Source organism: Lysobacter enzymogenes, from assembly GCF_023617245.1.
In the GTDB taxonomy this organism is placed as follows: Bacteria; Pseudomonadota; Gammaproteobacteria; order Xanthomonadales; family Xanthomonadaceae; genus Lysobacter; species Lysobacter yananisis.
Genome location: NZ_CP067396.1, coordinates 1,520,722 through 1,533,612 on the forward strand (window position 1 = coordinate 1,520,722; position 12,891 = coordinate 1,533,612).

A 12,891-nucleotide genomic window follows, 5' to 3' on the forward strand; every position below is an offset into this window, starting at 1 on the left:
TGTTGAACAGCGCCCAGGTTGGTTCGTTGCAGCGCAAGTTGGCGGCTGGAGATCTGGTCGATAGCCACGATGGCTTGCCGCTGGATCGGGTAGATGTTTCGCAGCGCGACGAAGGCGAGACGATTGCGGGCGAGCCTGCTGTCGACGTCCGGATGCGCGGCCCCGAGTTCGTTTTGGGCGTTGCGGAGGACCCGTCGTGCCTGACCGGCGTGGCCGAAGCCACGCTCAAGGTTCCGGAGAAGCGGGTACGGCGATTTTCCGACGCGCGGGTGATCGGCTGGCGCAGTCTGCTGAGTCGACGGGGCTTCTTTTCCAGCGCGCAGAATTATCTGCATGGGGATTCGGGCGAATTCTTCGCCACCGCTCATGAAGGCTTCGCCGCCTGCGGCGGCACGTTACACCATGTTTCCTCCGGGTCGCATCGATTGGTGATGGGCGGCGATACGTTGTTCCTCAGCGGCCTGGAAGCCGGGAACTATGGTTCCTTCCTGTTCCGCTTCCTGCCCAAACTGCTTTTGTTTCGCGAACTCGGCGTGCATGTCGACCGCGTGGTGGTTCCGGACAGGTCTTCATTCGTTTCGCAGGCCGCGGCCTGGGCGGGGTTCGGCGAGGCGCAACTGATTTCGGTGCGCGAAGCCGTCAGCATCGTATTCGAACGTTTGTACGCGATCGACGATTTCGAGGCCGAGGGCGCGCTGTGCGCGTCGACAAGGCGGCGGCTCGAAAACCTGACCTCCCGCCATGCCGACCGTCCGGCCGGCGGGCGACGGATCTATGTTTCGCGCTACCTCAGCAGCGGGTATCGTCCCGGTTACCGGCCGTTACGCAACGAACTGGAAATACAGCGGGCCATGACGCGCCTCGGTTTGGAGGTGGCCTATCCTGAGCTGATGAGTTTCGAACAGCAGATGGCGATGTTCGCGCAGGCGCGGATGTTGGTCGGTCCGTCGGGGTCGGGGATGCTCAATGCGATGTTCGCGCCGGATGGTTGCGGCGTTCTGGACCTGGAGAGCTATACGACCACCGTCCGCCAACATGCGAAGATCTATGGCAGTTGCGGGCATCGCTACGGATTCTGCTTCGGGCGCTACGCGGACGATCGCGAGGTGCCTGGCTTCATGCGCGGGTGGACCGTGGATCCGGCTTTGGTGACCGCCGGTCTGGAGCGTTTGTCGTGACTGATCGGGTGCGTCGCGTCGGTCAGTATGCCGGGTCGCGATGCCAGTCCCATGCGCTGGCGACGATCTGTTCCAGATCGCACTGCTGAGGCGACCAACCCAGTATCTCGCGGGCCTTGCGGCTGGACGCGACCAGGGCCGCGGGGTCTCCCGGCCGCCTGGGCGCATGCTCGTATGCGACCGGCACGCCGCAGATCGATCGGACGGCTTCTATCGCTTGCAGTACGCTGAAGCCTGTGCCATTGCCGAGATTGAAACAATGCGCGCCGTCGTGCGTCTGCATGAACTCCAAGGCCCGAACGTGCGCGTTGGCCAAGTCGAGTACATGGACATAGTCCCGCACGCAGGTTCCGTCCATCGTCGGGTAGTCGTCGCCGAAGACGCGTAAGGCGGTGCCTTCGCCCAGCGCCGATTTCAGTATGTTCGGAATCAGATGCGTTTCCGGCATATGCGACTCCCCGATGCCGGCCTGGGCGGCGGCGCCTGCGGCATTGAAGTAGCGCAGGCAGACCGAACGCAGGCCGTATGCGCTGGCCGCGTCGGCGAGTATGCGCTCTACCATCCACTTGCTCGCGCCGTAAGGGTTGATCGGCGATTTCGGGTGGTCCTCGTCGATCGGCAGCGAGGACGGCAGGCCGAAGATGGCGGCGGTGGACGAAAACACTATGCGCTGCACGCGGTGGTGACGCATGGCCCGCAGCAGGTTGATGCTGCCGGCGACGTTGTGCTGGTAGTACTCGTACGGATCGGCGACCGACTCGCCCACCAGGGACTTGGCAGCGAAATGCATGACGGCGTCGACGGGGTGTGCGAAAGCCGCATCGAGCGATTCCGGCTTCAGCAAGTCGGCCTCGATCAACGGTCCCCAGCGCACCGCGCGACGATGTCCTGTGCTCAGGTTGTCGAGCACGGTCACTTCGTGTCCGTGTTGCGCAAGTGTGTAAGCCGTATGCGAGCCGACGTAGCCGGCGCCGCCGCAGACCAGGATATGCATGGGTACTAAAACAGGTATTCGATCGCTCAAGGCTAGTGAGAGACCGGTTTCGGCGAAAGGTCGAAAAAATGGGTAGTTCGTGCGCCTTGCGCTGTTCCCGTTACTTCAGCTTGAGCGAGCAGATGGACTGGCCGAGTTCGCCCATGCCGCTGCTTTCTCGGCCATCGGCCCAGCGGATGGAGCGATCGAGCGGGATGCTCGGAATATGGCCGTCGACGATGCGTTCTACATGGAGATCCAAGTGGGCGCAGAAGGCGTGGATCATGTCCCGATCCATGAACTGGTTGAGTACCTTGTCTTCGCGATCGTCGGCAACGGAATGCTCGAAGATGAACCAGTGCGTGGGAAGCGCGAACTCGAGAAACGAGAACACGATGGTCCCGCCTGGGCGCAGCACGCGCTTGGCTTCCCTTAGATAGCGGTAGGTCTGTTCGTGGGTAAGGTGGGTGAACACCGAAAAGAAGACGACGAAGTCGGCGCTGCGATCCGGCTCCGGAATGACGGTCCCTGTCGCGGTTTGGAAACTCCAGTCTTGGCGGGCGCATCGCCTGCGCGCATAAGCGTGGAGTTCCGGAACGACATCGAGGCCCACGTAGCGACCGCTTAGGTAATCCTTGAGTTGCACCGCAAGGCGGCCGCTGCCGCAGCCTACGTCGACGACAGTTTGCTCAGGTCGCAGGCCGAGGCTTTTCAGTAGGCAGAATTCCAGAACGCCGACGGTCTCGAAATCGCCTCCAACCGCCAGGGACATCGCGGTGGCTTCGTCGTGCTGCGCCAACAGGCGATGGCTTTGTTTGCGATAGCTGGTCAGGAAGTCGGGAAGCTTCATGGCGATCGGAGTCTGCGCGAAGAGTGGATCATTGCGGCTTGCGTGCATGCAGCGCGTGCGCGCTGGCGAGCTCGGTGCGGCAGGCTTCGTCGAGTTCGGTGGCGATCTCGTCGAGCTCCAGTTGAGCGGCCGGGGCGAGCAGCTGGGACACCGTCATCGCTTCGAAGCGTTGGCGTTGGGCTTGCGGTAAGCCTTGCGAGTAGCGAGCGAGGAACCATTGCATCGCCCAGACCGGATGCATGGCGCCGTAGATTTCGAAGCGATGATCGCTGAGTGCGGCGAATAGACTGGCCAGTCCCTCGCGCGTCATGTTGAAGTAGTGGTGCGGATAGCCGTGCAAGGGCTGGAGAAACGGCGCTACGCACAGAAGCTCGCCGCCGGGGCGCAGAACTCGGATCAACTCGCGCGCCGCGGCGAAAGGGTCTTTCACATGTTCGAGCACGTTCAGGCTCAGCACGGCGTCGAAACAGGCGTCGCGGAAGGGCAACCGTTCCGCTATCGCCAGGATGTCGGTACTGTCGTATTCGACTATTTCCGCGTTGACCACATGCGCGTAGTAGGTGTTGCGCAGCCCGGCGCCGCAGTCGAGCACCCACCCTTTGCGGTGGCGTTCGATCAAGGCCAGGGCGCGGCTGTCGTATTCGTGCGCGCTGACGTTCTCGGTGGCTACCACGCCCCAACGTTCGCGCAGGTCGTGGTCGAGGCAATCGATCAAGCCCGTGCCGCAGCGAGCGGCAGCGGGGCGGCTGAGGCAGGAGCGGATATGCGCAAGTTTGGCTGCTTTCCACTCCTGGGGCACGGCCAAGCGCTGGCTGCGCCCCTCGTTGCGGCCGAACAGTTCGAAATGCTCGCGTCCGCTGGCGAGGATGCCCGCGGCCACGGCCTGCGCTACATCTGGATTGGCCCGCAGATAGGCGCTTTCGTCGAAATGCTCGTCGTTGGCCGGGACCAGCAAACGTAGCTGCTTCATGGGACGCCTTGGGACCGGATTCGCGCGATTTGCGGCAAATAGATCGAAAGGCTAGCGAAGGACGCGATGGATGCCTATCAGACTCGTCCTAAAATCCGTCTTGTGGATTAATGGGCCGCACTCAGCTTTTCGCCGCCGACCCATCCGGATTGCGCTCGATCATCCAAAGCCCCGCCCACAGCTTCAGATCCAACTCATACCCCTCCGCTTGCCGCGCCATCAGCCAGGTCGGCGCGTCCGCGCGCGGGACTTCGTGGACGACGATGTCCTCGCCGGCGACGCCGCCGCCGGGGCCGACGCGGTGCAGGTCGCTGGCGCGGACGAAGGCGATGCGTTCGCTGCTCATGCCGGCCGAGGTCGGGCCGGTCAGCAGGACTTCGACCCGGCGCGGTTCCCAGCCGGTTTCCTCGATCAATTCGCGCGCGGCGGCCGATTCCAGGGTGTCGTGGGCGTGGTCGTCGCCGACCAAGCCGGCCGGCATTTCGATGGTGCGGGCGTTGAGCGGGACGCGGAACTGTTCGACGAACAGGATGTTGTCGTCGGGAGTGACCGCGATGATGATCACCGCCATGCCCTTGCCGTGGGTGCGCTCGGCGTACTCCCAATGGCCGCGCCGCATCATCCGCAGCCACTGGCCGTTGTAGATGGTTTCCACGGGTTCGTGCTGGGCGGAATGATCTCGATCTGCGGTCATGGGGTTCCTCGCCGGTGCCCGCGGCCGCTACGGCGGCGGGCGGTGTGATGGGATGCGGTGGCGCCGGGCCGCGCGAGGTCCGCGGCGGCGCGGCGGCGGGACGCGCGTCGCGCGTTCCCGTGGGATGGCAACGATGCTACGACGGAACCTGTGACGCAGCGAAGTCGAGCCCGACCGCGGCGTACAGCCGGCGCCGGGTCATCGGGCCGAAGCGCAGGCGGTCGCACAGCGCTTGCAGAGTGTCGGCGTCGGCGCCGCCGCGGCGGTAGCGGCCGCCGTCGTCGGCCAGCGGCGCGTCCAGCGCGATCGTGGTCAGTTGCCGGCACAGCAGCGCCTGATCGCGGTGCGCGCGCAGCTTGGCCGCGGCGCTGGCGGCGCCGCGCAGGCGCAGGAACGGGACTTCCTCGACCCGCGCCAGCAGCGCGTCGAGGCTGCCGAAGTGGCCGAGCAGCGCGGCCGCGGTCTTGGCGCCGATGCCGGGCACGCCGGGGATGTTGTCGACCGCGTCGCCGCACAGCGCCAGGTAGTCGGCGATCTGGGTCGCCTGCACGCCGTGGCGCTCGGGCACGCCGGCGGCGGTCCAGCGCAGGCCGCGGGCGAAGTCCCATTGCTCGTCGGCGGCGTCGAGCAACTGCGACAGATCCTTGTCGGCGGACACGATCACCCCGCGGTAGCCGTGGCCGCGCATGCGCAGCAGCGCGCTGCCGATCAGGTCGTCGGCCTCGTACTGCGCGTCGGCCAGCACGCTCAGGCCCAGCGCCGAGCACAGCGCCTTGCAATGGCCGAACTGGCGCTTGAGCGCGTCCGGCGCCGGCTCGCGGTTGGCCTTGTAGGCCGGATAGAGCGCGTTGCGGAAGCACGAGTCCAGCGCTTCGTCGAAGGCCACGGCGATGTGCTGCGGCCGTTCGCGCTCGATCAGCTCCAGCAGGAAGCGGGCGAAGCCGTGCACGGCGTTGCTCGGCCAGCCTTCGGCGTCCTGGAAGTCGTCGGGGATCGAATGCCAGGCGCGGAACACGTACAGGCTGGCGTCGACGAGGTAGACCGGCGTTTGCGCGGCCGGGGCGGGCGGGGAAGTCATGCCCGCATTCCAGCACGCGCGGCGCCGCGCGGATACCGTCGGCGGTAGCGCGCGGCGGACGCGGCGGGCGCGCTCACGGCGACCAGGCCTGGGTCAGCGCGAGCGGGTCCGGACGTTCGCGCTCGGGCGCTTCGAGCTTGGCGGTGCCGATGTGGATGAAGCCGACGATGCGTTCGTGCGCCTGCACGCCGAGCCAGCGCTCGACCTGTTCGTCGTAGGCCGGCCAGCCGGTCAGCCACACCGCGCCGTAACCGAGTGCCTGCGCGGCCTGCAGCAGGGCGAAGCAGACGCAGCCGGCGGTGAGGGTGCGTTCGAGCTCGGGGATCTTCTCGTCCGGGCCGAGCTGGGCGATGACGGCGACGATCAGCGGCGCGTACGAGAAACGGCCGCGGTCTTTCTCCACCGAGGCCGGGCCGGCATCGGGAAAACGCTCGATGCCGCGCGCGGCGACGCGCTCGCCGAGCACGTGGCGGGCGTCGCCTTGCAGGGTCAGGAAGCGGAACGGCACGCGCTTGCCGTGGTCGGGCACGCGCACCGCCGCCGCCAACATACGCTGGAGGTCGGATTCGTCCGGTCCGGGCTCGGACAACTGCTTGGCGGGCACCGAACGGCGGCGGTCGAGGGCGGCGAGGAGGGTGGGGTCGGAGGTAGGCATTTAAGGAATCTGAATGTCGGTCACAAAAATGAACGGCGACACATGAATGGTCGCATCTAGGCACTATCCTGACGTTCGCGGTCGCAAAAAGACGTAGCCGCAATCATCAGGGGGAACGCGAGTGTCCGGTCACTTGCACGGCGTCGTTCACAACACGCGGGCAGATCCTGCACGCGTGCTCGAAGAACTCAAACGACAGACGCTCGAGCAACTCGGGGGGCTGCCCGGTTCCCTGTACGGACCGATCGAGGATGCCCTCAAGGCCGATTCGCTCAAGGGCGACGGCCGCAACCACCAGTTCGAAGACCAGGCCGCATTGTGGGTCCTGCGCCAGCAACAGGCCAGCCATGTCATGGCGTTCCGCCAGCAGATCGGCCAGGGCTTCGAGGCGTTCCGCGCGCCCGGCGCGGCGGTCGGCGGGGTCGGCGGTTCGCCGCTGCAACTGGTCGGCGAGCAGCAACTGGCGTTCGATCTCGACGGCGAGCGCCTGGTCGAACTGCTGGAGCAGCGCTACCAGCGCCCGCTGGAAATGGTGCGCGCGCGCCTGCAGATGCTGGCCCAGGCGATGGGCGCGCCGGAAGGCGTCAACCCGGTCGGCCCGTATCGCCTGATCAAGGCCTTCACCTCGGTCTATACCGAAGCCCAGGTCACCGAAAGCCTGCGCATGCGGCTGTTCCGCCAGTACGAACAGGAGCTGGCGCGCCTGCTCGGCGACATGTACGCGCGCCTCAACCAGGTGCTCGCCACCGCCGGCTACGGCATGGCCACCGGCGCGCCGCCGGCCGGCCCGGCGCGCGCGGCGGCCGAAGAGCGCCGCGACCGCAACACGCTCGACGGCGTGTTCGACACCGTTCCGCATCGCGAGGCCGCAGCGTCCGTGCCGCACGACTATCAACAAGGATCGTATCCGCCCGCACCGGGCCAGGGCTCCGGCTACGCGGCGCAGGGCGGGGCGGTGTCGCAGGTGGAAGTGGCGGCGATGGCGGCCGAACTGGCCGAACTGCGCACCCAACTGCATGCCTGGCGCGAGGGGCTGATCAAGGGCGGCGGCCTGCCGCCCGGACAGCAGCCGCAGCGCACCATGGCCCAGCGCCGCGAACTGCGCGTGGACGAAGTGGTCGGCATGGCCTCGCTGTTGCAGCCCGAGCCGCCGGATGCGTTCGCGCGCGCGCTGGCGGTGTCCGGGCGCCTGGGCGAGACCATCCGCGACCAGCTCTTCGACGGCGCGCGCCGGCTCGGCTTCAATCCCGACCAGACCTGCTTCAGCCCCGAGGAAGACGACGCGATCGACCTGGTCGCGCTGTTGTTCGACTCGCTGTTCCGCAACCACGCCCTGCAGGACCGCGCCCGCCGCGTGTACGCGCGGTTGGTGATGCCCTACGTCAAGGTCGCGCTGACCGACAACGCGGTGTTCGTCAAGCGCGAACACCCCGCGCGGCGCCTGCTCGATGCGATCACCGAGGCCTGCGAAGGCAACGACGGCGAGACGCCGCAGGACCGCGACCTGCTCGAACGCGCGTCGGACATCTCCCAGCGCATCGTTTCCGACTACAACGAAGACTTGGCGGTGTTCGAGCTGGCCCACGCCGAGCTCGACGCGATGCTGGCCCAGCACCGCCGCCGGATCGAATTGCAGGAACAGCGCGCGGCCAAGGCCACCTACGGCCGCGAGCGCCTCGGCGCCGCGCGCAGCCAGGCCGACCAGGCGGTGCGCGAGCGCATCGCCGACGGCAAGCTGACCTCGGCGGTGGCCGATTTCATTTCCACGCCCTGGCGCCACCACCTGGTGCAGGTGCTGCTGCGCGAGAACGAAGACCCCAAGCGCCGCGCCCAGGCGATGGCGCTGGGCGATGCGCTGGTGATGGCCGACAAGCTCGCCGCCGAAAACCGCGGCCGCGAGCTGGCCGACCAGTTGCTGGCGCTGCAGCCGATCATCATCCAGTGCCTGTCGTCCTCGGGCCTGGACGAAAGCGCCGCCCAGCACGCCATGGCCGGGCTGGTGCGGGCGCTGGCGACGCCGGACAAGGAGCGCGCCGATCATCCGCAGCCCAGCGCCGCCGAAGTCGAGGAGGACGTGGCCGAGGAACGCCGCCGCTACCTCGCCGACGACGCCGCCCAGGGCGGCCACGACCCGCTGCTGGCCGAACGCATGCGCCAGCTCGAACCCGGCGACTGGCTGCGCCTGACCAGCCTGCAGGGCGAGACCGTTGCGGTGAAGGTCGCCTGGCTCAGCCCGCTGACCTCGCGCCTGCTGCTGGTCAACCGCCGCGGCGTGCGCGCCCTGGTCGCCTCGGCCGAGGAACTGGCGATGCTGGCCGCCTCCGGCCGGCTGGTGGTCGGCGCCGAGCGCACCGCGTTCGATGAGGCGATGCGGCAGGTGCGGCGCCATCTGGATCGCGTTATTTGAAGCGAGAAGCGAGCGCAGAGAAGCGAGAAGCGAGCGCAGAGAAGTGAGAAGTGAGAAGGAGCGGCGCTAACCGCCTTTGCTCACTTCTCACTCCTCCACGCTCACTTCTCGCTCCTGCCCCCGGCATCCGCTACGATCAGCCAAACCGGGCACGGAGCAGAGCATGTCGGGCATCACGATTGGTGTGGCCAGCGAGACCGCGGCCGGCGAACAGCGCGTGGCGCTGACGCCGGAGACCTGCAAGAAACTGATCGCCCGCGGTGCGCGCGTGCGCATCCAGCGCGGCGCCGGACGCGGCGCGAGCTTCACCGACGAGGCCTACGTCCAGGCCGGCGCCGAACTGGCCGACGACGCCGCCGGCGCCACCGCCCAGGCCGACGTGGTGCTGTGCGTGCAGGCGCCCGACGGCGAGCGGCTGAACCTGCTGCGCAAAGGCGCGGCCCTGGTCGGCCTGCTGCAGCCGCAGGCCGACGCCGCGCGCGCCGAGGCCATCGTCGCGCGCCAGCTGCTGGCGTTCCCGCTGGAACGCCTGCCGCGCACCACCCGCGCCCAGGCCATGGACGTGCTCAGCTCGCAGGCCGGCATGGCCGGCTACAAGGCGGTGCTGATCGCCGCCCAACTGGCGCCGCGCTTCTTCCCGATGCTGACCACTGCCGCCGGCACCATCCGGCCCTCGCGCGTGCTGATCGTCGGCGCCGGCGTGGCCGGATTGCAGGCGGTGGCCACGGCCAAGCGCCTGGGCGCGCAGGTCGAAGGCTTCGACGTGCGGCCGGAGACGCGCGAGCAGATCGAATCGCTCGGCGGCAAGTTTCTCGACCTCGGCGTCAGTGCCGCGGGCGAGGGCGGCTACGCGCGCCAGCTCACCGACGAAGAGCGCGCCGAACAGCAGCGCCGGCTCGGCGAACACCTCAAGAACGTCGACGTGATCGTCTGCACCGCCGCGGTGCCGGGCCGTCCGGCGCCGAAGATCGTGACCGCGGCGATGATCGCCGGGATGAAGCCCGGCAGCGTGCTGGTCGACCTCGCCGCCGAGACCGGCGGCAACTGCGAACTGACCCGCCCGGGCGAGACCGTCGACGCCAACGGCGTGACCATCGCCGGCCCGCTGAACCTCGCCAGCGCCGGCGCGGTCCATGCCAGCGAGATGTTCGCGCGCAACGTGCTCAACTTCGTCAGCCTGTTCGTCGACGGCGGCGAACTCAAGTACGACTGGGACGACGAGTTGCTGGCCAAGACGGTGTGGCCGGAGCGCAAGGCGCAGGCGCAGAGCGCGGCCGCGTAGCCGCGTTCTTTGAAAGGGCCGCTTTTGCGGACCCTTTCGGTGAGAGGGCTATTTTGTGGTAGGGCCTTCAGGCCCGATGCTCTTGTTTCGGATCGCGGTGACCTGAGAGAAAAGCGTCGGGCCTGAAGGCCCTCCCACAACAGCAGGCGTCGGGCCTCAAAGCCCTGCCATGGCATGGCGGCACGGACTGCATCGCCGGTGAAACAGAACCGGCGAACGCGGAGATCCGAACGCTGCTCAGGTTCCTGCCCCGCAGCTTTGGATCTCCGCGTTCGCGCGGAGGCTGAGTCCTGCAGCGAATAGTCGGCCGCGCCCTGTAGGAGCGACGCAAGTCGCGACCGCGCAACCTCAATCACGTCGTCACTGCGATCGATTGCGCAGGCCTGCGGCTCGTTGCGTCGTTGTTGCGGTTTCGCGGTCGCGACTCGCGTCGCTCCTACAGGGAGCCGGCGCGGCTTTAGCGGCGACTCGTCGTCAATTGCGCGGCGGCGGCGGAGGAGGCGGCGGGAAATGGTGGTCGCCGCGCTGTTTCGGCGGCGGCGGGTTGGACTCGGCCCAGGCGCGGCGCTGGTCGGGCGTCATCGTCCGCCACTTCTCCATCAGCGCGCGTTTGCCGTTCTCGTCGAGGCCGCGCATCTTGCCGTACAGCGCGCGCATCTGCCCGCGTTCCTCCGGATTCAGGCCTTCCCAGCGCTTCATCCCGTTGCGCGCCTCGCGGCGTTCGTCCGGGGTCATCTGCTGCCAGCGGCGCGCGCGGTCGAGCATGCGCTGGCGCTCTTCGGGCTGGGTGTTCCAGCGGTCGCGCATCGGCGCGATCAACTGTTCGCGCTGGGCCTGGCTGAGTTGGTCCCAGTTGGGCAGGGCGGCGCCGGCCGGGGCGGTTTGCGCGGCGGCGAGCGCGGGCGCGGCCACGGCGAGGACCAGGGCCAGCAGCGGTTCGGCGCGGCGGAAGAAGGGGCGGCGCATGGCGGGTTACTCCAGGTGGGTCTGCGGCAGCGCGTCGGTGTTGGACGCCAGCCACAGGTACAGATCGGGATTCTCGTCGAGCGCGGCCACGGCGGTGTCCGGGTCGTAGCTCGCCTCGGCCGCGACCGCGGCCGCGGCCGGCGCGGCCGAGGCCGGCTGCTGCGCGACCTGCGCCGGCGCGTCTGCCGGCAGCGGCGCGCCGCCGCCGGCGAACTGCAGGCCCAGCGCCAGCGCGACCGCGGCCACGCCGGAACTGGCCAGGGTCCAGCCGAGGAGGCCGCCGCGGCCCCGTCGGGGCTGGGCGGCGGCCTCGCTGCGGATCGTACGCAGCCGCTGGCGGACCTGCGGGCTCAGCCGTTCGAGCGACTGCGCGTGCAGATCGCGCAGGGCCGCGTCGAAACGCGCGTCCGCTTCGTCCGCCGGGCTTGCGCGGTGCGGCGCCGGGGTGCGGCCGTCGGCGCTGCGCGGGTCGGTGTTCATCGCCATTCCTCCAATTGCCGCTGCAGCGCCTCGCGCGCCCGCGACAGATGCGTCTTCACCGCGCCTTCGCTGCAGCCCATCGCCCGCGCGGTCGTGGCGACGTCGAGTTCTTCCAGGACCCGCAGCGAAAACGCTTCGCGTTGCCGCCGCGGCAGTGTTTGCAGCGCCTGCGCGAGCCGGCCGTAGGCTTCGCGCCCGTCGTGGGTGCGTTGCGGGTCGGGGCCGTCGTCGGCCCAGTCGGCCGGCGCGTCGTCCTCGCCGCGCGCGGCCGGCAGCAGCCAGCGCAGGCGGAACGCGCGCCGCCGCTGCACATCGACGATGCGGCTGCGCAGGATGCTCCAGAACAGCGGCGTCCATTCCTGCGGCGGGCGGTCGCGGTAACCGAGCATCTTCATCATCGCGTCCTGCACCGCGTCGAGCGCGTCCTCGCGGTGGCGCAGGCCCAGTTCGGCGAAGCGGAACGCGCGCGTGCCCAGGCCGGCGAGGAATTCCTCCAGACTGGCCGGCAGCCGCGCCGGGGCCGGGTCGCGCTCCGGCGGCGGCAGCGCGGTCGCGGCGTCGAAGTCGTCCTCGTGCTCGCCGGCCGTCGCCGCGGGTGCGGGCGCGTTCGGCCCGGGTGGCGTGGGCCCGGGCGGCGTGGGTCCAGCCGAATCCGGCCCGGCCGCGGCCGCCGCGCCGGCACCGGCCGGGCGCGCGCGCCCGGGCTGGCGGGCGTCGTAGCGATGCTCCAGCGGATCGTTCGGCGGCAGCGGCTCGGACTCGACGCTCACGGCCTCCAGCATACGGGTGGCGGGCGGTTGCAGCACGCGCGCGCCCTCAGCCGCGCGCGGCCGGCCGGCGGTGGCGGCGATGGGCATGGGCGGGCTTGGGCATGCGGACGGTTCCTGCACCGGAATGTGCGGCGCTTACACAATCCGCAAACGTCCGCCCCCGGGATCGGTTGACAACGGTGGCGCTGCATTCACGGACGGTTATGATGGCGCGGACGACGCATGGGGACAGATCCGGATGAACGACGGTTTTGTGGCGCTGTATATCTTCATGCTGGCGGCCATCGCCGGCCACGTGATCATCTCGCGGGTGCCGGTGATCCTGCACACCCCGCTGATGTCCGGCTCCAACTTCATCCACGGCATCGTGCTGATCGGCGCGATCATCGTCCTGGGCCACGCCGACAACCTGACGGAGAAGGTCATCGGCTTCGTCGCGGTGCTGCTCGGCGCCGGCAACGCCGCCGGCGGCTACGTGGTGACCGAGCGCATGCTGGAGATGTTCAAGTCCAGCAAGAAGCCCGCCGGCAAGGCGGGCGGCTGAATGCGCCGCACCTGCGGTACCTCGCGGCGGCCGCGGCCGCCGTC

The 12,891-nt window shown here is 68.8% G+C and carries 14 protein-coding genes; 4 read left to right on the plus strand and 10 right to left on the minus strand.

Features of this window, described 5'->3' with window-relative positions:
- The first annotated feature begins 2 nt into the window (after window positions 1-2).
- Window positions 3-1,178 (plus strand): glycosyltransferase family 61 protein, encoded by a 1,176-nt coding sequence (locus JHW41_RS06545; RefSeq protein ID WP_250449407.1) that lies wholly within the window; start codon window positions 3-5, stop codon window positions 1,176-1,178.
- Between the two features lie 22 nt (window positions 1,179-1,200).
- On the opposite strand, the gene galE is transcribed toward JHW41_RS06545, so the two are convergent.
- From galE to JHW41_RS06575, 6 genes are all read right to left on the minus strand, one after another.
- On the minus strand, window positions 1,201-2,172 hold the full coding sequence (gene galE / locus JHW41_RS06550) for a UDP-glucose 4-epimerase GalE (RefSeq protein ID WP_250449408.1): 972 nt from the start codon (window positions 2,170-2,172) through the stop codon (window positions 1,201-1,203).
- A 100-nt stretch (window positions 2,173-2,272) separates the two neighbouring features.
- Window positions 2,273-3,001: a class I SAM-dependent methyltransferase gene (locus JHW41_RS06555; RefSeq protein ID WP_250449409.1), complete on the minus strand. Its 729-nt coding sequence runs from the start codon at window positions 2,999-3,001 to the stop codon at window positions 2,273-2,275.
- A 28-nt stretch (window positions 3,002-3,029) separates the two neighbouring features.
- Window positions 3,030-3,971: a methyltransferase domain-containing protein gene (locus JHW41_RS06560; protein ID WP_250449410.1), complete on the minus strand. Its 942-nt coding sequence runs from the start codon at window positions 3,969-3,971 to the stop codon at window positions 3,030-3,032.
- A 121-nt stretch (window positions 3,972-4,092) separates the two neighbouring features.
- The gene (locus tag JHW41_RS06565; RefSeq protein WP_250449411.1) at window positions 4,093-4,665 is read right to left on the minus strand and encodes an NUDIX hydrolase; all 573 of its coding nucleotides are present in this window, start codon (window positions 4,663-4,665) and stop codon (window positions 4,093-4,095) included.
- A gap of 136 nt (window positions 4,666-4,801) precedes the next feature.
- Window positions 4,802-5,743 (minus strand): 5'-3' exonuclease, encoded by a 942-nt coding sequence (locus JHW41_RS06570; RefSeq protein ID WP_250449412.1) that lies wholly within the window; start codon window positions 5,741-5,743, stop codon window positions 4,802-4,804.
- 73 nt (window positions 5,744-5,816) lie between these two features.
- Window positions 5,817-6,398: a nitroreductase family protein gene (locus tag JHW41_RS06575; protein ID WP_250449413.1), complete on the minus strand. Its 582-nt coding sequence runs from the start codon at window positions 6,396-6,398 to the stop codon at window positions 5,817-5,819.
- 121 nt (window positions 6,399-6,519) lie between these two features.
- Between JHW41_RS06575 and JHW41_RS06580 the strand changes: the two genes are divergently transcribed.
- Both JHW41_RS06580 and JHW41_RS06585 read left to right on the plus strand, forming a co-directional pair.
- Entirely contained in the window at window positions 6,520-8,805 is a 2,286-nt protein-coding gene (locus JHW41_RS06580) for a DUF1631 family protein (RefSeq protein ID WP_078997805.1), read from the plus strand.
- Window positions 8,806-8,968: 163 nt separating this feature from the next.
- On the plus strand, window positions 8,969-10,087 hold the full coding sequence (locus JHW41_RS06585; protein WP_250449414.1) for an NAD(P) transhydrogenase subunit alpha: 1,119 nt from the start codon (window positions 8,969-8,971) through the stop codon (window positions 10,085-10,087).
- A 48-nt stretch (window positions 10,088-10,135) separates the two neighbouring features.
- On the opposite strand, the gene JHW41_RS26535 is transcribed toward JHW41_RS06585, so the two are convergent.
- The 4 genes from JHW41_RS26535 to JHW41_RS06600 form a co-directional block, all read right to left on the minus strand.
- Window positions 10,136-10,225: a DUF6053 domain-containing protein gene (locus JHW41_RS26535; protein WP_428995465.1), complete on the minus strand. Its 90-nt coding sequence runs from the start codon at window positions 10,223-10,225 to the stop codon at window positions 10,136-10,138.
- A gap of 336 nt (window positions 10,226-10,561) precedes the next feature.
- Entirely contained in the window at window positions 10,562-11,053 is a 492-nt protein-coding gene (locus tag JHW41_RS06590) for a DUF3106 domain-containing protein (protein WP_250449415.1), read from the minus strand.
- A 6-nt stretch (window positions 11,054-11,059) separates the two neighbouring features.
- Window positions 11,060-11,533 (minus strand): hypothetical protein, encoded by a 474-nt coding sequence (locus JHW41_RS06595; RefSeq protein ID WP_250449416.1) that lies wholly within the window; start codon window positions 11,531-11,533, stop codon window positions 11,060-11,062.
- A complete protein-coding gene (locus JHW41_RS06600) occupies window positions 11,530-12,078 on the minus strand; it encodes an RNA polymerase sigma factor (RefSeq protein ID WP_250450805.1) in 549 nt (182 codons plus the stop codon). The genes JHW41_RS06595 and JHW41_RS06600 overlap by 4 nt, the downstream gene beginning before the upstream one ends.
- Window positions 12,079-12,541: 463 nt before the next feature.
- On the opposite strand from JHW41_RS06600, the gene JHW41_RS06605 reads away from it, so the two are divergent.
- Window positions 12,542-12,847, plus strand: a complete 306-nt coding sequence (locus JHW41_RS06605) for an NAD(P) transhydrogenase subunit alpha (protein ID WP_057948605.1) — start codon at window positions 12,542-12,544, stop codon at window positions 12,845-12,847.
- Window positions 12,848-12,891 lie beyond the last annotated feature (44 nt).